General features: G+C 59.6%; 15 protein-coding genes. 7 read left to right on the top strand and 8 right to left on the bottom strand.

What is annotated here, in order from left to right:
• Positions 1–31: 31 nt before the first annotated feature.
• Together KUIN1_RS09265 and KUIN1_RS09260 are read left to right on the top strand one after the other, a co-directional pair.
• The gene (locus tag KUIN1_RS09265) at positions 32–1051 is read left to right on the top strand and encodes a transporter (RefSeq protein WP_003404434.1); all 1020 of its coding nucleotides are present in this window, start codon (positions 32–34) and stop codon (positions 1049–1051) included.
• A gap of 125 nt (positions 1052–1176) precedes the next feature.
• Positions 1177–2793 (top strand): inorganic phosphate transporter, encoded by a 1617-nt coding sequence (locus tag KUIN1_RS09260; RefSeq protein WP_024651277.1) that lies wholly within the window; start codon positions 1177–1179, stop codon positions 2791–2793.
• Between the two features lie 536 nt (positions 2794–3329).
• On the opposite strand, the gene KUIN1_RS09250 is transcribed toward KUIN1_RS09260, so the two are convergent.
• Entirely contained in the window at positions 3330–4487 is a 1158-nt protein-coding gene (locus KUIN1_RS09250; protein ID WP_152091947.1) for an HlyD family secretion protein, read from the bottom strand.
• Positions 4484–6163: an MFS transporter gene (locus tag KUIN1_RS09245; protein ID WP_152091946.1), complete on the bottom strand. Its 1680-nt coding sequence runs from the start codon at positions 6161–6163 to the stop codon at positions 4484–4486. Before KUIN1_RS09245 ends, KUIN1_RS09250 begins: the two co-directional genes overlap by 4 nt.
• A 276-nt stretch (positions 6164–6439) precedes the next feature.
• Between KUIN1_RS09245 and KUIN1_RS09235 the strand changes: the two genes are divergently transcribed.
• The gene (locus KUIN1_RS09235; protein ID WP_003404441.1) at positions 6440–7537 is read left to right on the top strand and encodes an enoyl-CoA hydratase/isomerase family protein; all 1098 of its coding nucleotides are present in this window, start codon (positions 6440–6442) and stop codon (positions 7535–7537) included.
• 3 nt (positions 7538–7540) lie between these two features.
• Positions 7541–8692: an acyl-CoA dehydrogenase family protein gene (locus KUIN1_RS09230; RefSeq protein WP_011267227.1), complete on the top strand. Its 1152-nt coding sequence runs from the start codon at positions 7541–7543 to the stop codon at positions 8690–8692.
• A gap of 43 nt (positions 8693–8735) precedes the next feature.
• On the opposite strand, the gene KUIN1_RS09225 is transcribed toward KUIN1_RS09230, so the two are convergent.
• Positions 8736–13964 (bottom strand): dermonecrotic toxin domain-containing protein, encoded by a 5229-nt coding sequence (locus KUIN1_RS09225; protein ID WP_152091945.1) that lies wholly within the window; start codon positions 13962–13964, stop codon positions 8736–8738.
• 140 nt (positions 13965–14104) lie between these two features.
• A complete protein-coding gene (locus KUIN1_RS09220) occupies positions 14105–14674 on the bottom strand; it encodes an NADPH-dependent FMN reductase (protein ID WP_152091944.1) in 570 nt (189 codons plus the stop codon).
• Between the two features lie 210 nt (positions 14675–14884).
• Here KUIN1_RS09220 and KUIN1_RS09215 point away from each other — a divergent pair, with 210 nt between their 5' ends.
• Positions 14885–15100: a hypothetical protein gene (locus KUIN1_RS09215; RefSeq protein ID WP_003404447.1), complete on the top strand. Its 216-nt coding sequence runs from the start codon at positions 14885–14887 to the stop codon at positions 15098–15100.
• Positions 15101–15145: 45 nt separating this feature from the next.
• On the opposite strand, the gene KUIN1_RS09210 is transcribed toward KUIN1_RS09215, so the two are convergent.
• The 4 genes from KUIN1_RS09210 to KUIN1_RS09195 form a co-directional block, all read right to left on the bottom strand.
• Positions 15146–15700 carry a GNAT family N-acetyltransferase gene (locus KUIN1_RS09210; protein WP_152092433.1) on the bottom strand — a complete coding sequence of 185 codons (555 nt, stop codon included), beginning with the start codon at positions 15698–15700 and terminating at the stop codon, positions 15146–15148.
• 20 nt (positions 15701–15720) lie between these two features.
• Positions 15721–16500 carry a DNA polymerase III subunit epsilon gene (gene dnaQ, locus KUIN1_RS09205; protein ID WP_003368580.1) on the bottom strand — a complete coding sequence of 260 codons (780 nt, stop codon included), beginning with the start codon at positions 16498–16500 and terminating at the stop codon, positions 15721–15723.
• Positions 16501–16565: 65 nt separating this feature from the next.
• Positions 16566–17018 carry a ribonuclease HI gene (gene rnhA / locus KUIN1_RS09200; protein WP_003368579.1) on the bottom strand — a complete coding sequence of 151 codons (453 nt, stop codon included), beginning with the start codon at positions 17016–17018 and terminating at the stop codon, positions 16566–16568.
• A 46-nt stretch (positions 17019–17064) separates the two neighbouring features.
• Entirely contained in the window at positions 17065–17826 is a 762-nt protein-coding gene (locus tag KUIN1_RS09195; protein WP_003404449.1) for a methyltransferase domain-containing protein, read from the bottom strand.
• Between the two features lie 81 nt (positions 17827–17907).
• Between KUIN1_RS09195 and gloB the strand changes: the two genes are divergently transcribed.
• Both gloB and KUIN1_RS09185 read left to right on the top strand, forming a co-directional pair.
• On the top strand, positions 17908–18687 hold the full coding sequence (gloB, locus tag KUIN1_RS09190; RefSeq protein WP_024642085.1) for a hydroxyacylglutathione hydrolase: 780 nt from the start codon (positions 17908–17910) through the stop codon (positions 18685–18687).
• 99 nt (positions 18688–18786) lie between these two features.
• A complete protein-coding gene (locus KUIN1_RS09185) occupies positions 18787–20391 on the top strand; it encodes a lytic transglycosylase domain-containing protein (protein ID WP_011267223.1) in 1605 nt (534 codons plus the stop codon).
• Positions 20392–20519: the final 128 nt, after the last annotated feature.

Here is a 20519-nt window from a genome sequence, read left to right as displayed (position 1 = left end):
CCTGCCCGGGCCAGGCCGCACGTGGACAGCCATGAACCACAGTATCGCTCACCACCATCAGGACTCCGACCTTTTCGGTCTGCTCTACGGCTTCCGTTTTCGCCACGGTGAAAGTGGCCAGGAAATCGGTTCGGCCGCCGCGCTGGATTACCTGCAAAACCCTCCCGAAGAAAACGGCTTCATCTGGCTGCACCTGAACCTCTCGCACGCGGCCTGCGAACGCTGGATGAAAGCCCAGCTGGACCTTCCGGAAGAGTTTTTCGAAGCATTGCACGAGGGCTCGCGTTCGACGCGGATCGAGCACGTGGATACCACGCTGCTGGCGGTCGTCAACGATGTGGTGTTCGACTTCAACAGGCTCTCGACGGATATTTCCACCCTGTGGGTCTGTGCCCGCCAGCGTTTGCTGATCACCGCCCGGCTGCAGCCGCTGCGTTCGGTGGACAAGCTGCGCTCGGCGGTCAAGCGCGGCGAGCAATTCGACTCACCGCTGGAGCTCCTCGCCCACCTGCTGAGCGACCAGGGCGAAGTGCTGACGCAGTTCCTGCGCAAGACCAGCGTCAACGTCGACCGCATCGAAGATCAGTTGCTTTCGCAGCGACTGAGCAACAATCGCTCCGAACTCGGCGCCATGCGCCGGGTGCTGGTCCGTCTGCAACGCCTGCTGGCGCTGGAACCCGGTTCGTTGATGCGCCTGTTGCACAAACCTCCGCAATGGCTGCGCGAACAGGATGTCCAGGCGTTGCGTCAGTCCATCGAAGAGTCCTCACTGGTGATCAACGACCTGACGGCGCTGGGCGAGCGCATCAAACTGTTGCAGGAAGAAATTGCCGCCAACCTCAACGAACAGAGCAGTAGAACCCTGTTTACCCTGACCGTGGTGACTGTTCTGGCCTTGCCGATCAACATCGTTGCCGGGTTTTTCGGCATGAACGTGGGCGGCGTACCGCTGGCCTCTGACCCTGAGGGCTTCTGGATTCTGGTGGCGCTGGTCGCGACCTTCACGCTGGTCGCCGGGCGCTGGGCATTCCGCAAACGCGGCGATTACTGAATCAGCACCCGCACCCGCCGGTTGTCAGAAAACCGGCGCAAAAGCGCAATCAATTGTTACATGTCTCACCGCTGTCACATTTTGCAATGACCATGTCAATATTCTTTCAATCCAGGATTGCGAACATGGCTACAAACGCACTGTCTCCAGACGCTCTCGGCAAGGCGAGCCTGTCAGCGAGTCAATTCGGTCGCAAGCCCAGCCGAATGACCATGATACTTTTCTTCACGATACTCATCGCAGGCTTGCTGTTCACCGGCTACAGCCTCAAACAGGACGTTGACGACATGGGCACGGTGGTCACCACCTGGACCCCGTTCGTGCTGTTGGGTGTAGCGTTGCTGATCGCCTTGGGCTTCGAGTTCGTCAACGGCTTTCATGACACGGCCAACGCGGTCGCCACCGTGATCTACACCCACTCCCTGCCGCCCGGCTTTGCAGTGGTCTGGTCAGGCTTCTTCAATTTTCTCGGCGTGATGTTTTCCAGCGGCGCGGTGGCATTCGGCATCATTGCCCTGCTGCCGGTGGAACTGATCCTGCAAACCGGCTCATCGGCGGGCTTCGCGATGATCTTCGCGCTGTTGATCGCGGCGATCATCTGGAACCTCGGCACCTGGTGGCTGGGTCTGCCGGCGTCCTCGTCACACACGCTGATCGGTTCGATCATCGGGGTCGGCATCGCCAACGCCCTGATGCACGGCCGCGACGGCACCAGCGGCGTGGACTGGTCCCAAGCCACCAAGATCGGTTACTCACTGCTGCTCTCGCCCCTGGTGGGCTTCGGCTGTGCGGCGTTGCTGTTGCTGGCCATGCGCATGTTCATCAAGAACCGCGCGCTGTACAAGGCTCCGGAAGGCAATGCGCCGCCACCGTTGTGGATTCGCGCCATGCTGATCGTGACCTGCACGGGCGTGTCGTTCGCGCACGGCTCCAACGACGGGCAGAAAGGCATGGGCCTGATCATGCTGATTCTGGTCGGCACACTGCCGATGGCTTATGCGCTGAACCGCACCATGCCCGCCGAACAGGCTACCCAGTTCGCTGCTGTGGCTGAAGTAACCCAGCAGGCGTTGCTCCGCAGCGTCCCTCAACCGGCCCCCGGGGATGCGCGCAAGACGCTGTCGGATTACTTGGTCAGCAAGGAAGCGAGCCCTGAACTGATCCCTGCGCTGGCGGTGATGGCTGGCAAGATCGGCGATCAGGTCGCCAGTTATGGCTCGCTGTCGAAGGTGCCTGCGGAAGCCGTGACCAACGTGCGTAACGACATGTACCTGACCTCGGAAACCATCCGCCTGATGGAAAAAAACAAGGTCGGCGATTTCGACGCGAATACCAAGACCAAGCTTGAGGCGTTCAAGGGGCAGATCGACAGTGCCACGCGGTTCATTCCGACCTGGGTCAAGATTGTCGTGGCCATCGCCCTGGGGCTGGGCACGATGGTCGGCTGGAAGCGTATCGTGGTGACGGTGGGCGAGCGCATCGGCAAGACGCACATGACTTACGCCCAGGGCGCGTCGGCAGAGGTTGTGGCGATGTTCACGATCGGCGCGGCGGACATGTATGGGCTGCCGGTATCCACAACCCATGTGCTGTCGTCCGGCGTGGCCGGTTCGATGGTCGCCAATGGCTCGGGGCTGCAGATGCGTACCCTGCGTAATCTGGCCACTGCCTGGGTGCTGACCCTGCCGGCGGCGATCCTCTTGTCAGGTTCGTTGTATTGGGTGTTCAGCAAGCTGTTCTGATGCCTGCTGCGCCCGCCCCCGCTTTGACTATCGTGCCGACGCTCTGCGTCGGCATGCAGTTCGTGACGCTCTGCGTTAGCAATCTCTGATGCGAAACAATGCTATGAGTTACCCATCAGCCGCTGCCAACGAAGTGCTTTTCGAGCGCGATGGCACTGACGACGCAGAGTGCGACGTTAGTGACGGCTGAGTCCTGGCGCTGATCCGGGGGTAGCCTGGCAGGACGCCAGGCTAGCTGCACCGGGCCATGGATGGCGCGTTGCGGCGACCCCCGGATCAGTGACAGGGCGAAGGAACCCGACGAAGTCGGGCCGGAAACCGGAGCGAAAGGTTTTGGTTACTTTGGCCTCATCAAAGTAACTCGCCGAGGGGCGAAAAGGTGACCTGAGTCGAACCCGAATCCACCTGATATCGCAGAACCGCTGTGTGACGCGGAGCGTCATGAACTGCATGCCGACGCGGAGCGTCGGCACGATAGTCAACTTGCATCGGATCGAATCCTGCTCGCGTCCAGCAATCAGCGATCATCCAGAGGCTCAGCGCACCGCCGGATCAGGCGGCACATCGCCGTCCGCGCTGGTGTCGATGCTCACGACCACCGACATCCCTGGCCGCAGGTGCTCAAGCATGGGCTGATCGGCATCGACCACGATGCGTACCGGGATACGCTGGGAAATCTTCACGAAGTTGCCGGTGGCGTTGTCGGCGGGCAGCAGGCTGAATTCAGAGCCGGCAGCGGGCGAAATTCTTTGTACGTGGCCGTGCATCTCGTGGCCATCGAGCGCATCGACGGTAAAGCTCACCGGCTGGCCCAGGCGCACGTTGGCCATCTGGGTTTCTTTCATGTTCGCCACGATCCAGCGCTGCTCGGGCACCAGCGCCATCAATTGCGCGCCCGAATTGACATAGGCACCCAGACGTACGCCAATCTGCCCCAACTGCCCGTCCCGCGGGGCAACGATACGGGTGTTGTCCAGGTCTATGCGCGCCAGCTCGATCGCCGCCTGCGCATTGGTGACCGAGGCTTCCAGTGAGCCACGGTTGACGATGACGGTCTGCAGGTCCTCACGGGCGATCTGCAAGACTGCCCTGGCTTCGGCAACGGCGGCGTTTGCCTGCGCATCGGCGGCACGCGTGACATCCAGCTCGCTTTTCGAAACCGAACCGTCGGTCACCAGCGCCTGATTGCGCCGCAGATCGGCGGCGCTCTTGCGGCTCTGGGCGATGCTGTTCTGCAGTTCGGCCTGACGCTGGCCGATGGTGGCTTCGGCACTGCGCCGTTGTTGCAGATTATTGGCCAGCGAGGCCTTCTGCACAGCCAGTTGTGCAATGGCCTGATCCAGGCGCTGACGATAGATACGGTCATCCAGACGCACCAGCAAATCACCGGCCTTGACGAACTGGAAGTCCTGCACCGGCACCTCGTAGACATAGCCGCTCAGTTGCGGCCCGATCAGCGTGGTCTGGCCCTTGACCTGCGCGTTCTCGGTGCTCTCGATCGGGCTGGCAAACGGGGGCAGTTGCCAGGCGTACAGCACCACCAGCACCCCGGCCAGGGCGACGGCGCCGAAAATCACGGAAGACACGACACGCTTGCGGGTCGAGCGCGGCTTGCTGGTCACCGGGGACGTCAACGGTGCCGGTGGCGGCGAGTTGCGCGGGGCTTCGGTATCTGGGGTCTTGGATTCGGTCATGAAGATTTAACGCCGGAGTTGGATACGGAGGGCGAAGCAGCAGGTGCAACGGGTGCCAGCGCCAGAGGTTGAGTGGTCATTTTCAGCCACAGGACCCGGGCTGAAATCCAGATCATGGTCAGCACCGCAATCAGCGCGATCAGCATGAACACATCGTTGTAGGCCAGCACATTGGCCTCCCGGGTCGCGGCCGTGGCCATCGCGCGGATGCCCTGACTGTTGCGCAATGACGGGTCGGCGAGCACCGAGCTGTAACTGGCGCTGTAGCTCTGCAGTCGCGCCTGAACCAGCGGATCGATGAGGGTCAGGTGTTCAACGATGTAACTGGAATGAAATTTCTCGCGCACCACCTGAAAGGTGCCCAATGCAGCAGACCCGATCAGCCCGCCGATGTTCTGGGTGATCCCGAACAACACCGAAAAGCTGACCATGTTGCGCGGGTTCGCCAACACCCCGCTGATCCCCAGCACCAGGGTGGGCCCGAGGAAAAACGTGCCGCCGAACGCCAACAGAAACTGGCTGAGGTACATGTTCGATTGGCGGGTCAGGTTGGTGGAATGACTGTCCATCCAGGCCCCCACTGCCATCATCGCCAGAGAGATCAGCAAGGGTTTGATCAGATGCGCCGGGTTGATGGTCAGCGCACTGACCGCCAGCCCCGAGACGCTGCCGAGCAACATCACCAGATACAAGGTGTGCAACTGCTGACTGCCCATATTCAGCGCTTGAAGAAAACCGACAGCACCGACCGACTGTTCGGACAGCACCACGCGAAACAGGATAACCGCCAGGCCCAGACGCAGGATCGCCCCACTGCCCAGCCAGCGCGTGATCAGCAACGGATTGCTGCGGTTATGCTCGATAGCCAGCCCGGTGCAGATCAGCGCAATCGATGCCGCTGAGGCGATACCCAGCCACTGCGCTTCCAGCCACCACTCTATACGCCCCAGCGACAGCACCGCACAGAACAGCGCAAAGCCGCTGGCCAGCAGGCCGAAGGTCAGGAAATCGAGCTTCTCGAACGCCTTGAAGCGATCACCCGGCGGCAGTTTGAGCAGCAGCACGCAGCCCAGCGAGAGCAGCGCCATGCCCAGTTCGAACAGGTACAGGCCACGCCATTGGGCAATCTGCAGCAAGTCTTCAGACACCAGCCGGGCCAGCGGTGTTGCCAACTGAGCGGTGCCAATCCCCAACACCAGCGCCTTGAGCCGCCACTTCTGCGGGAAAGCCTGAATCATGTAATACAGCCCGAGAGTGCTGAGCGCAGCGCCGACCATACCGTGTGCCGCACGTACAGCGATGGCCGAATCGATGTCGTTGACGAACAGATGCGCCAGCGTCACCAGCGCATACAGCACCAGAAACAGCTCGGTGAACGCGCGCAGGCCGAATTGCTGACGAAACTTCACCAGCAGCAGATTCATCGACACGTTAGTCATGATGTAGGCCGCCGGCAGCCAGGCGATGTCCTGCGATGTCGCCCCCAGCGCGCCCTGCAAATACGGCAGGTTGGCGACTACCAGCGCATTACCGAGGCCGCCGGTCAGCGCGACGATCACCCCCACGATAGCAAACGCCCAACGCCGCGCGGTCGAATGCAGTGGCGTCGACGGCGAGCCGGGCATGGTCGGACGCTCGTGGGCGGCCCACTCGCGCGGGGCATACTTATGGCTCATAAACGACTGGCACGGGGACTTTCATGGGGTACACCTGAGGAATTCCCTTTTGTGACATTAATGACACTCATAATACTCATCCGCCAGGCAATGATTCGTATCGGTCAGTCCAATACCGCAACGCTCAGGCACTTGCGAAGGCGTTAAACAGTGGCTATCTGAAACTTCAGACTATGCTTAAACGCAGTTTTGCTTTGCACATTTGCGCTGCTACGATCTTCTGCGACGCTCGAATGCTCGAATAAGAAAAAAGCGCAACCGAACAAGGAGTTCAGAATGAGTTCACAGGTTTCATCCGCCCGCCCGGTTCGACCTTCCGCCAGCCGGGATTCGATCGTTATCGACGTGCGTAACCACATCGGACACTTGACCCTCAATCGTCCGGAAGGCCTGAACGCAATCGATCTGGACATGGTCCGCACACTTCGCCAGCAACTTGAGCGCTGGGCCGACGACCCCTCGGTTCATGCCGTGGTCCTGCGCGGCGCAGGCGGCAAGGCGTTCTGCGCCGGTGGCGATATCCGTTCGCTGTATGAAAGCCACCAGAGCGGCCAGGATCTGCACCACACGTTTTTTGCCGAAGAGTACGAGCTGGACCTGGCCATTCACCGCTACCGCAAGCCGGTACTGGCCCTGATGGATGGCCTGGTGCTGGGCGGCGGCATGGGGCTGGTCCAGGGAGCCGACCTGCGCGTGGTCACCGAACGCAGCCGCCTCGGCATGCCGGAGGTCGCCATCGGTTATTTCCCTGATGTCGGCGGCAGTTATTTTCTCTCGCGGCTGCCCGGCGAACTCGGGACCTGGCTGGGCGTGACCGGGTCGCAGATCGGTGCTGCCGACGCGTTGTACTGCGGCCTTGCCAACTGGTCCATGAACAGCGAACTGCTGCCGCGCCTCGACCACATGCTCGATCATCTGAAATGGAAGTCGACCCCGCTCAAGGACCTGCAGGGTGCGCTGGCCAAGCTGGCGACCCAGCGTCTGCCCTCCCCTCCGCTGGAATCCCTGCGCCACGCCATCGACCACTTTTTCGGGCTGCCGGATGTTCCCAGCATGCTTGAGCAACTGCAACAGGTGGTCATCGGCGACACCCGCGAGTGGGCGCTGGATACCGTAGCCCGAATGAAAGCTCACTCACCGCTGGGCATGGCGGTGACCCTGGAAATGCTGCGCCGTGGCCGTCATCTGTCGCTGCCGGCCTGCTTCGCCATGGAGTTGCACCTGGACCGCCAATGGTTCGAACGCGGTGACCTGATCGAGGGCATACGTGCGCTGATCATCGATAAAGACAAGAAGCCGCAATGGAAACACGCCAGCGCGCAGGACGTCAGTGCCGCGCAGGTGCAGAGTTTCTTCAGCGGTCTGGAGAATTGAGCCGTGCACGACCTTGAATTGAGTGAAGAGCAGGTAATGATTCGCGACATGGCGCGCGACTTTGCGCGTAATGAAATCGCGCCGTATGCCCAGGCCTGGGAAAAGGCCGGCTGGATCGATGACGCACTGGTTGCCAAGCTCGGCGAACTGGGCCTGCTGGGCATGGTGGTGCCGGAGCAATGGGGTGGCACCTACATCGATTACGTCGCCTACGCCCTGGCGGTTGAGGAAATCTCCGCTGCCGACGCGGCCACCGGCACATTGATGAGCGTTCACAGCTCGGTGGGCTGCGGGCCGGTTCTCAACTACGGCACCGACGAGCAGAAACATGCCTGGCTGGAAAAACTGGCCACGGGCCGGGCCATCGGCTGTTTCTGCCTGACCGAACCACATGCAGGCTCTGAAGCCCACAACCTGCGGACTCGTGCCGAGTTACAGGGCGATGAGTGGGTGATCAACGGCGCCAAGCAGTTCGTCAGCAACGGCAAGCGGGCACAACTGGCTATCGTGTTTGCGGTGACCGATCCGGCGCTTGGCAAAAAGGGCCTGTCAGCCTTTCTGGTGCCGACCGAAAACCCCGGTTTCGTGGTGGATCGCAGCGAACACAAGATGGGCATCCGCGCATCGGACACCTGCGCGGTCACCTTGAACAACTGCCGCATCCCGGCTGCCAACCTGCTGGGTGAGCGCGGTAAGGGCTTGTCGATCGCCCTCTCCAACCTGGAAGGCGGCCGCATCGGCATCGCCGCGCAGGCGCTGGGTATCGCCCGCGCCGCCTTCGAAGCTGCGCTGGCGTATGCGCGGGAACGTGTGCAGTTCGACAAACCGATCATCGAACATCAAAGCATTGCCAATCTGTTGGCCGACATGCACACCCGCATCAATGCCGCCCGCCTGCTGACCCTGCACGCTGCACGACTGCGCAGCGCCGGGCAAGCGTGCCTGTCGGAAGCCTCTCAGGCCAAGCTGTTCGCGTCGGAAATGGCCGAATGGGTGTGTTCCAAGGCGATCCAGATTCATGGCGGCTATGGCTATCTGGAGGACTACCCGGTCGAGCGTTATTACCGCGACGCGCGCATCACCCAGATATACGAAGGCTCCAGCGAAATCCAGCGGCTGTTGATCGCCCGTGAATTACGCCATTATCTGGTCTGACAGGCACGAGTGCCCCGGTGACGTCGGTCGCCGGAGCATGCCCTCAGCGCCTCACAAAGCGCTCGCGCCCCAGCAATGTCACCAGCAACGCCACGGAATCCGCATTTTTGAGCATGACGTCGGTACGTTTGTGGACGTCCTGGTAAAACACATCACGCGCTTCTTCGAGGGTCTTCTTGCCGCAGATACGCAGAATCGTCTGCTTGCCGTTACCGTCCATTCGCCGCAAATCGCGCCACGTTTCTTCATCCAGTTGTTTGAACAGCTTGTCGCGGTCAGTCTGGTAGGACAGGGTTTTCTGCTGCTGGGTAATCAGTTCATTCCTGATGCGCAATCGATACGTCGGGGTATCCTCGATCAGGTCAACGAACGGGGCCTGAGAGTCGACATAGGCAATGTCGTCGGTCTTGAGCACCATATGCGATAACTCGTGAATCAGAATGGCAGCGCGATAATGCGGAGCATGCTTGAATTCACCTGAGCGAATGGCGCTGAGCTTGAAACGGTAAGTAGGTACACGAAAGAACTGTTCAGTCAGGAACACCCGCCTCAACGGATCCGCCTCGAAGATGAATGCGCTGGAGGCCTCATTGCCCATCCGGTTGATACCCACCACATAACGCTGAGAGTCGATGGGCGACATCGAAGGGTTCATCAATTCCTGATAAATATCGGTAATTGTCTTTTTAGTGACGTCGTACAATCGGTCGTCCGGATTCTTCTGACCAAAGAAATCGGCGATGATTTTTTCCGTGCGTGGTTCGACTGCTTTGGCAGACTCGGGTATCGCCAGGTTGGCCAGGCTGTTTTCCAGATAGTACTGCGCCTGCTTGTGCGCGTCCTCGATGGCCAGGGCCATTTCCCGGTATGAGTGGCGGATCTCGGACATCCCCCGGGCGTTTACAACCATTATGTCGTCAACCAGGTCGTCGACAAGGCTGCCCTCCATACGCGTCAGCGCGCCCCCTCCGCCCCTCAGCCCGCCCTGGATATCAAGCTTCCATTGCTGGTCCGCATCAAGACTGACCGGGGGCCCTACCATGGTTCCCGAGACGATGAACCAGCCGTTAGCATCAGACTTCAATTCGTAGATCTTGCCACCAATGGCTGCATACTCTCTATTTGGGAGCGGATCGTGGTAGGTACTCAACAACTCATCTCTTTGCAGCGTGTTCAAGGCAACATCATGCACTTCGAATTGGCGCAGCCGCTCTCGTATCTGCTGGGTCAGTGAGCTGTTGCTCCAGGAAAACTCGGGCACATCGGCGTCGTCATCCAGCTGTACAAGCGGGTCAGACAGGACAGCTTCCTCCGCTGTCATGTTGACCTCGTCAACCGCCCGTGACGGGAATGCCGAGGGCGCCTGTCCAGAAGAAATCATCACACTCAGAGCAGCCATGAACTCCGAAAAAGCCTTGCCCCAGCTCTGATCCCCGGCCGAGATGACCGACATATTCAGCAGCGTCTGCCCCTGGATAATGCCGATCAACGCACCCACCCTCCCCGGCATGAGCGCCATGACTTGCTCGGCGCCCAGCGTGAACAGGTAGCGGGACGTAGCACGGTGCTGTTCGGCATTGGTAACGCTGTGCTGTTGCACCTGTAATTTCAGGATATCGAGGGCGCCCCTGAACATCAGCAGCAGACAGTTTCCCTCATACGGGTCGATTTGCAGGGTGACCGGTGCAGGTGTTTCAAAAGGAAAATCAAACGAAGACTCTGCACTGAAAGGCAGGTGCGGCTCCATAAAGCCACCGTTGTCGTAGAGCTTGCGCACATCGGGATCAACACGATCCAGAATGTATTGTTGAAGAAACGCAGAGGTGTGTATGTCATGCAACAGCGCGGCCCGATCCGGGTATTCCTTGAAAACGAAATCTTCATGCAGCGGCGCGTAAAGCACCCACGGTCCCGGCTGGTTGTCCATCGGCCCCATCAGATACGTATTCAGTACGACAGTCGGCTCCCAGCCCTCTTGGGCAGGGAGCAATTGCAAGGGGCTCAGCACCACTTTGCAGCCGTTGACAGGAAGTCGCGCGAGGGCATCAGGCATGCTCAGCACATTTTCAATCACTTGGTAGGCTTGCTCGCTGAGCTCATTTTTAAGCCGGAGCGCAAACGCTTGCAGAATATCGAGAGAGGGGACCTGTTCGACGAACAGCCTGCGTCGCTCCGGATAATCCGCAGCCGTCACGGCCAGCCGCGAGTCCAGCAGGCTCCGGTAACCTGCGGCAATGTCCAGCGACTTCACCAGCTCACGCACATAAGCCGGCGTCAGCGACGCGTTCAGCGGCTGATCATCTCGTGACGAGAGAAGAATGACGCCGTCCTGCCTGGACAGGAAACGGTTGATGGCAAACTCCGCCAGGTTTTCACTGACTGCGTCCGTGGCCGCCGGTATCGATTGAGGCGTCTGCCCCGGCGCGACTGGAGCGGGAACAAAATGCTTCAGGGTAACCCGGATGTTTTCAGGATCCGGACGAGGCTCGGTGAAATCGGTCTGGAACCTGAGTCTCAGTTGTTCACAGGAGTATTCGTAGAGGCTGGGAATATCAAACAGAAAGTCTTTCTTTCCGGCACAGGTCACATAGAAACGCCGCAGGGCATCAATCAGCATAACCTGATCGGCCCTGGACGCTTCGCGGACCCATGAGGGCACGATGGCTTTGTAGATGATGAACTGAATGGCGACGCCCAGATGGCTGAGGTTCTGGCGATTTCGGTCATCCCGCTCCCCTGCCCCCAACAGGTTGACAAATAGTTCTGACGGCACACGCCAGGTCACGGCCTGCTGATAAAGTTCTGCCATCGTGCGCCGCTGACGCTCTATCTCGTCGTGTTGCAAGGCCTCGATGAAATGCCCTTCGATGCGCTGCAATACGACCTTGAGGGTGAGAGCACCCTTCCGGGCACGATAGTCGAGCAACGTCTGCCGGTCAGGCTCGGCAAGAACGCCGGGCAAGTGCGATCCCAGTTCTTTGCCGGTAAACCGCTCAGCAACATACTGTTCCAGTACCTGCAGGGTTTCGAAACATATGAGCCCCTTGTTCACTATCCACAGAGCGGGCTTGTTGCCGGGCAACCTGTTATTGATCACGAATGCATTGGGCACTTTGATCGCGGCTGATTGCGGGTCGTACTCGACCGAGACGGTAAAAGCATCGACACGCGCCTCGCCCAGCGCAGCCCTGAGCGCTGGTAACGGTCTGTCCAGTACTTGCTGGACGTTCGCGATGACCGAATCAGGAAGCGTAGCGATGCGTTTTTCAACCAGCAGTTCCAGACGCAGCGAGTACTCCCGAATCAGACCGCACATCACGTCGGGCCGTAATCGGGTATCCAGATGACGTATCGAGCGTGAATAGAATTCGCTTATCTGCTCGTTGAAGCGGCGAGGGAAATCCAGCTGGACGCAGGACAGAATCTGCTCGATCAATGCCAAGGGCAAACGTTGCACCGGTTGATCCATAACCGGCTTCAGCAGCCCGGCAAGAACCACGCCGCCTGACAGCGGTGCCGGTGCATAACCGCAAACGCGGTCAAGCGCCAACGAAAGCAGGCGCACGGGCGGCGCATCGATGGCATCCGGTAACACCCAGAGCATCCATGCATCAAGATGCGGGCCGCCAATCACTGCCAGATAGCGGTTCAGCGCAAGACGCATGCAGCTGTCCACGCCCGTATGCAGGGCATCAACGCGCTCAAGCATCCAGTCGAGCTTTTTCAGTTTGCTGACCCAGTTATAGGACGGCTCGGGAATGAGGCTCGGCTGCACACTGGTGGTTTGCACAGAGGCACCCCAGGCCTGATCAAAGGTCAGACGTTCCGAGCGCCAGCGTCCTGAGTCGTGCAGATTCAGCAATCGGCCGTCCAGCAGCCCCCGAATATCCAGCGCATCATCAACCCGGACGGGAATTTTTGCCGCATCGATGGCCGGCAACGCCAGCGCGTAACGCAGATTGCGCTTTTGCAGGGCGATGAGCGACCCGACGAAATCACTGAAAAACTCCGTGGCGAGCGTATCCTGACGCACCTCCACGGGTCCTTGCATCCGGATGGAAACATGATCGTCCAGCGAAGAATAAAACAGTATTCCGTTACGTGAAGGGTCGCTCAGGACGTGCTCGATGGCGTTGGCCGAATCGCTGAAGCGCAGCAAACCCGATAACGAGGAGTAAAGGTATACACCCGCCAGTTCGTCCGCCGGGAACTCGATCAGGGCCACACCGACCAGCTTGACCGGCTCCTGCCCCGCCACAGACACCGACAACCTCCGGACCCTGATCGATTGTGCATCGATCGCTTCAGGGGATGAAGGCAACAGGGTGAGCAAATGGCGATACTCCGCGTCCGTCATCGCGCCATGTGCCCGGCTCGACAGCAGGTGCTGACGAAAGCACTCTGCCAAGGCGCGGGTGGCGAAGTCCTTCACGGTCCGGCCGTCGGGCCTTAGGGACGTCCAGTAGTCAGCCAGCAACTGCTCGTAGGCAGCGCTGACTGCGGAAACCGAGTCAGACAATGCTTGCTCGAAGAGCGTTGACTGGGCCCGGGACAGGATAACCCCCCTGGCATCCAGAAACTGCCGCGTCAGACCTGTCGGAATCAACTCGCCGATGAAGACCTGCACAGCGGCATCGACCAGGTATTGGGTGCCCACGACCGATGGCAGTCCCGGGTCGGCAGCAGGGGACATTTCCAGGATCTGCACGATCTGGGTGAAAACGTCGATGCCGTCTCCCGGCCACCGCGCCAACAGAACCGTCTGCAAAGCCTTGCCACAGGCTGAATACAGATCAGGCAAGTCCTGTAACAGTGTCCACAGGTCTTCCAGGTGCCGGGCTTGCTGGCGTATCACCGCAAGACTGCGCGCTTCGAACAACGCATCTTCGACACGATCGGCTTCGACAATCGACACGTCGCTGACCTCGGCCAACCGCTGCTGCAATCCGGCGAGTAGCAAACTACGGCTCGCAAATCGCTCGATCCCGAACGCCAACGTACTCAGAAAAACAGGAGCGTCAGCGTTATCGGGATCACTGATGAACAATGCTCCGGCCAGCTCGGCATTGCCTGCAGAGCCGTCTTCAATTGTCAGCCTGTCGACTCTCGGGAAGGTCGTGCCGGAATCTGCTGAAGTGTCTGTAGCGACCAGTGACCTTAGCCACCGTCCTTCGTCGCTGGTAATTCGAGCCTCATCCGTTGCGTACTGGATGTCCTGTGTAAATCTGCTCCGCAGAGCCTCACTGAAGAAATACGGCAGTGCTGCTGACATGTACTGTTTCCCTTGGATAACTCCTCGTAGCGCATTGCGCGTGAGCGCATGGCCGAGGAAAAAAGGAAACAGCTTATTGAGGTAGCGCGAAGCGCCTGCGTTAGATAAAGCAATTTATCCGCAGACGCGCTTCGTCAGCGTCAGTTGGCGGAGACTTTGCCGTTCTTTTCGACCCAGGCGGCAAAGGCATCGATGAACTTCTGCAGGAAAGGCCTGGTTTTATCGGACAATGCGCCGGACTCGTCGAAAAAGCTCCCGGCACCGCCCAGGTAGGCTTCGGGCTGCTGGAGACACAGCACGTCCAGAAATACCAGCGACTGGCGCAGGTGATGGTTGGCACCAAAGCCACCGACAGCACCCGGCGAGGCACTGATCACTGCGCCCGGCTTGCCGCTGAAGGCACTTTTGCCATAGGGACGCGAGCCCACATCAATGGCGTTCTTCAGGGCACCCGGCACCGAGCGGTTGTATTCCGGGGTGACAAACAGCACGCCGTCGGCAGCGCCCAGATGCTCGCGAAAGGTAGTGTATGCAGGCGGCGGTGAGTCGCCATCGATGTCTTCGTTGTACAACGGCAAGTCACCAATCTCGACGATATTCAGTTTCAGGCTGGCAGGTGCCAGTTCTGCCAGAGCAAGCGCGATCTTGCGGTTGATGGACTCTTTTCGCAGACTGCCGACCAATACGGCAATGGTATGAACCTGGCTCATGGAAATATCCGTCATCTGATTCAAGGGAAGGTTAGGTATAGAACAGAAGCCGGGTTTAGACGACCTTTGCGCCGGTCAATTCCCTACGCACTGGAACAGCAGGGATTATTTTTTCCCTCAAAGGCAAACTCACCTATAGATCAGTGGTCTACTAGCCTCGATGGATTCGTAAACCAGCAGTTATATTCAGTTTCAGAGGTTACAGAGCAAATGGCTTCAGTTCTCGTCGGACAATTTCATGCCAGGGACGCCGAAGGTCGCGTTTATCCGGTTCATGAGTTCCAGGAATCGCAGCCGGATGAGGCGCAGAGCGGGCAACCGGTGATCACCTACAGGCTGGCAATCGGCGACCGGGTCAAGCATCTGGGTGGTGAGGACTTCGAGCTGGTGCAATCGGGCATAAAAATCACCCGTACACCCACGTAATACCGGCAGCATTCCCGCTTTGGCTGCACGGCCGGCGGGAAGCTGTTAATCCGAAAAGATCAGATACCAGAAAATCGCCGTTTCACGAGTGCTCGGATCGATGCCGCGATAGCGCATGTGATCCACCCCGCCGACCACGTACCCGCAACTCTCGTACAGCCTGCAGGCTCCCAGATTATTGTTCTGGGTTTCCAGAACGATGCCCGGCAGATCGCGCTTGCGAGTCCAGAATTGTGCGGCGTCGAGCAATGAACGTGCGACGCCATGACGGCGCGCCGACTCGTCTACCGCCAGTTCATCGATGTAGGCGAAGCCGCTCCAGTGAGTGCTCATCACGATATGGCCGACGGGGTGGTCATCCAGCCAGGCAACCATCACCGAACTGGTGGCGGCGTCACGATGATCGGCGAACTCCTGAGAGTCGATGCCATAATTCTTGCTGTACGGCTCGACCAGCTCTACCGGCCATGAATCCACGGGCTTGCCGATGCGCGGTTGGGCGTAGCCAAGCACTGTAAACGTGAATTCGCTATTGAGGATGTAGTCCTCGAAGCATTCGTCTGCAACCCGAATGCTCAAAGCAGGATGTGCCACGTTCAGTTCACCTTTGCCGCTTGCTGTCAGGAAGATGCCTGTGCTCCGGCTTCCAGCATCTGTACCCAGAGCGGAGGAGCACCGCAAGCCTTGGCGATGGTGCTCATACGCACTTCGTGCTCGGCCAGTTCACTTTCAGAAGCGCGAATGATGCGGCAAGGCTTGCGATCGGCCGGCAGGCGGCGAATTTCGCTGCCACGGTTGCCGGAGCCTTCGCCCGAACCATTGCCATCGGAAGCATTGCCGGCCAGCGACAGGCTGGTCTGCCCGCCGGTCATCGCCAGGTAGACGTCAGCCAGAATCTCGGAGTCGAGCAATGCGCCGTGCAACTCACGGCCCGAGTTGTCGACGCCATAGCGCTTGCACAGTGCATCCAGGCTGTTGCGCTGACCCGGGTGGCGCTCTCGCGCCATCATCAGGGTATCGAGAATCGAACAGTGCTGGGTGATATCAGCCCTGTCCTGCGAACCCATCAAGGCAAATTCGTTGTTGATGAAGCCAACGTCGAACGCTGCGTTGTGAATGATCAGCTGCGCGCCCTTGATGAACTCGAAGAATTCATCGGCGACTTCGGCAAACCGCGGCTTGCCGACCAGAAATTCGTTGGTGATACCGTGAACACCGATCGCGCCTTCGTCACTTTCGCGATCAGGTTGCAGGTAAACGTGAAAATGCCGCCCGGTCAGGCGGCGACCGATCAACTCGACACAACCGATCTCGATGATGCGGTGACCATCCGTCACCGGCATACCGGTGGTTTCGGTATCGAGGACGATCGATCTGTTATCCAGGTTTTGCAATGCCATTGACTGTTGCCTCATGTACAGGCCGCGATTCTAGCACGCAGCGGCCGTTGCGAGCCCGTGCGCGTCTAGCCGTGCCGGATGCCGCGCACTTCGTCGACGCCACGGTTGGCGAGCTGGTCGGCACGCTCGTTGCCAGGGTGGCCGATGTGCCCACGCACCCACTGCCATTTCACCGTGTGGCGACTGACCTGTTCATCCAGAAGCTGCCACAGGTCGGCATTTTTGACCGGCTCCTTGGCAGCGGTTTTCCAGCCGCGCTTCTTCCAGTTGACCATCCACTCGGTAATGCCTTTCATCACGTACTGAGAGTCGGTCACCAGCGTCACTTCGCAGGGGCGCTTGAGTTCTTCAAGCCCGCGAATCGCACCGGTCAGTTCCATCCGGTTGTTGGTGGTATTGGCTTCGCCACCCCACAACTCTTTTTCGACGCCCTTGCACACCAGCAGGGCTCCCCACCCGCCCGGGCCAGGATTACCCTTGCAGGCACCGTCGGTGAAGAGTTCAACGCTATCGCTCATTACGACCTTTCCAGAATGATGGGCTTCATTTGCGGCATGGCATTGCTCAAGCCTGATCCTGAGTATTGCGGCTGACCTTGGCCATCGGCATGGGAATCAGCTTGCCGATCGGGTCACGGCGCACTTGGCGCAAAGGCCTGAGGCCTACCACCAGTTTGCGCGCCACCAGTACATAGAAGCCGCCACCGGGGCTCTGACGTCCCTCGCCAAGGCGTTCAAGCCCTGCAAGACGCGACTGCCATGCTGCTGAAGCAAGGGGCGGACGATAGCATCCGAAGCGTCGTTTCTCCAGCGCGAAGCCCAGCAGATTCAGCCAGTCAGCGACCCGCGAGGATGAAATGCAGCGTGCCTTGCGCAGCGCATCCCGGGCGAATACATGGCGTATGCCCCAGGTGCTCCAGGGGTTGATACCGATAATCAGCAAGTGCCCGCCCGGTCGCACGCTGCTGGCCGCTTCGCGCAGCAGGCCGTGGGGCGACAGGCAGAAATCCAGGCCGTGTTGCAGTACCACGACATCGGCCGCGTGCTCACTCAATGGCCACGCCTGTTCTTCACAGACGATCTCGACACCCGGCAATGGCGCACCAAGGCGTACATTGCGCTGCACCTGGGGAGCCACCGGCGGGCTTTGCGCCGACGGGCCGTAATGCACCAGATAGCCACCGAAATACCGCCCCAGTTCTTCGTCGAGAATGCGCCGCTCCTCTTCGAGCAGAAGCTGCCCGAGCGGCCCGGAAAGCCATTCGCGGGCAGCGCGGATCAATGCAAGCCACTCAGGATCAGCCTGAGCGAACGCTTCATCGGTCATGAGTTCTCCTCCAGAGGTGCTCGCATACAGCGGCAACAGACTCTAAGATGCACCATTGTCCGCCGCTATGCGAACTGCGCCATGATACAGATCCACGCCCTTCCTGCTTTCAATGACAACTACATATGGTTGTTACAAGACCTTTCGAGCCAGCAGTGCGCTGTCGTCGATCCGGGCGACGCGAAGCCGGTGCTGGGCTGGCTGGCGCAGAATCCCGACTACCGGCTGACCGATATCCTGATCACGCACCACCACAATGATCATGTGGGCGGTGTTGCGGAACTCCAGCAGTCGACCGCGGCGCGGGTGCTGGGCCCAGCGGCCGAGACCATACCGGCGCGCGATATCGCGCTGGTCGACAATGACCGGCTGACCGTGCTGGGCCTGGAATTTGTGGTGCATGCGGTTCCAGGCCACACGCTGGGGCATATCGCGTTTTATCATGAGGACGCCACGACGCCCCTGCTGTTCAGCGGCGACACGCTGTTTGCCGCCGGCTGTGGACGGCTGTTCGAGGGCACGCCACAACAGATGCACGATTCTCTCGGCCGCCTGGCCGAACTGCCGGACAGCACACTGATCTACTGCGCTCACGAATACACGCTGAGCAACCTGCGCTTTGCCCAGGCCGTCGAGCCCGCCAATGTCGATATTGCCGAACGCCTGGCCGAAGTGACGCGCTGGCGCAGCGAAAATCGCATCAGTCTTCCTTCGAATATGGCACTGGAAAAACGCACCAACCCCTTCCTGCGTACCGGGGAAACATCCGTTAAAGAAAAAGCGGACGAACGGAGCGACGCGCAAAACACCTCGCAGAGTGCGGTCTTTGCCAGCTTGAGGGCCTGGAAAGATAAGTTCTGACCCGACCCTAAAACCGCAATAAAATTCTGAAAGGTTGACCGACGGCAGGCTGCTTCCTAGAATCGCCCGACATTTTCGTCTGGATGTACCCCCCGAACAATGTCGTCATCTACCAGCAAGCCTTCACATTCGGACGCATTGACTCGGTTGGCTCAGGCCATGGCCGTCACCGCGAGTGCCCTTCTGGCCGGTTGCCAGAGCACCGCCAGCGTCGACCCGGCCAGTAATCATCGCGCGCCTAACCTGGCCGCCGGAATCAAGCAAAAACCGATTTTTCTGTCACACAAGCCTGCCACCCCTCTCGCACCTCCACAGGATGTCTGGGAGCGCATGCGTCAGGGCTTTCAACTGCAACAAGGCAACGATCAGAACCCCCGCATCGATCAACAGCGCCTGTGGTTCGCCAACAACCCTTCCTTTCTGGAAAACGCTGGCGAGCGCGGCAGCCTGTACATGCACTACATCGTCGAGCGCCTTGAAGAACGCAACATGCCGCTGGAACTGGCCCTGCTTCCGGTTATCGAAAGCGCCTACAACCCGATGGCCGTTTCACGCAGCCAGGCGGTCGGCCTCTGGCAGTTCATCCCGTCGACCGGGCGTTACTTCAACCTGCGCCAGACCAGCTTTTATGACGGACGTCGCGACATCCAGGCCTCGACTGTTGCGGCACTGGATTACCTGACCCGCCTGCACGACATGTTCAACGGTGACTGGCTGCTGGCCCTGGCAGCCTACAATGCCGGCGAAGGCACGGTGAGCCGCGCCATCGAGCGCAATGACAAGCTCAACCTGCCGACCGACTACTGGAACCTGCCGCTGCCGCAGGAAACCCGCGATTACGTGCCCAAGCTGCTGGCCCTGTCCCAGGTTGTATTGTCGCCGGAAGCTTATGGCGTCAATCTGAACCCGATCGCCAACCAGCCTTACTTCGAAGTCGTCGAGCTCAACAAGCGTGTCGACCTGTCCAAAGTGGCCAGCGCCGCCGACATCGACGAAGACGAGCTTATCCAGCTCAACCCCGCCTACAAGAAGCGCCTGACCGTCGATGGCCCCCAGCACCTGCTGGTGCCCACCTCCAAGGCGCAACTGCTGACGGCCAGCCTGCTGACCATGAAACAGGAAGAACTCGTCGCCTGGCAGCCTTACCGGGTGCGCAAGGGCGACACTCTGGAAAGCCTGGCAAGTCGTTATCAGGTCACGGTCAGCTCGCTCAAGGGCAATAACAAGCTGTCCGGCAACCGCCTGAAGGTCGGTCAGTCGCTGAGCATACCGGTCAAGCCGGGCATGCAGAATTCACAGCCTGTGTTCGAAGCGCTGGCCAGCAACGACAAGCCGTCACGTACCCGCAGCTACAAAGTGCGCAGCGGTGACAACCTGACCAACATCGCGCAAGCCAACAAGGTTGACGTCGAAGACTTGCAACGCTGGAACAAGCTGACCGGCAAGAAGCTCAAGGTCGGCCAGACGCTGGTCATGCAGGACACCAGCAAACCTGCCGGTAAAGCCGCCAGCAAGGCGGTCGCCAGCACCAGCGCCAAGGATGGCGAAAAGAAATCCATGCAGTACAAGATCCAGAAAGGTGACTCGATGTACCTGGTCGCCAAGCGCTTCAACGTCGAGATGCAACATCTCAAGCGCTGGAATCCACGTAGCGGGCAGGCCCTCAAACCCGGCCAGACCCTGACCGTTTACCTGCCACATTGATGAGCTCGGCCACTTGCCCTTCGATAACCTTGGGGCGGGTGGCCGATGCAGCCCCGGCAACGCCATCACCTGCAGTCTTTTTCCAGCTGGAACAAGCTGTTACTGTTAGCGACCCGAAAGCCCAAGCC

The sequence above is a fragment of the Pseudomonas sp. KUIN-1 genome (assembly GCF_009176725.1).
In the GTDB taxonomy this organism is placed as follows: domain Bacteria; phylum Pseudomonadota; class Gammaproteobacteria; order Pseudomonadales; family Pseudomonadaceae; genus Aquipseudomonas; species Aquipseudomonas fragariae.
The sequence above is the reverse complement of the archived record's forward strand: the minus strand, read 5'-3'. Positions and strand labels throughout refer to the sequence as shown.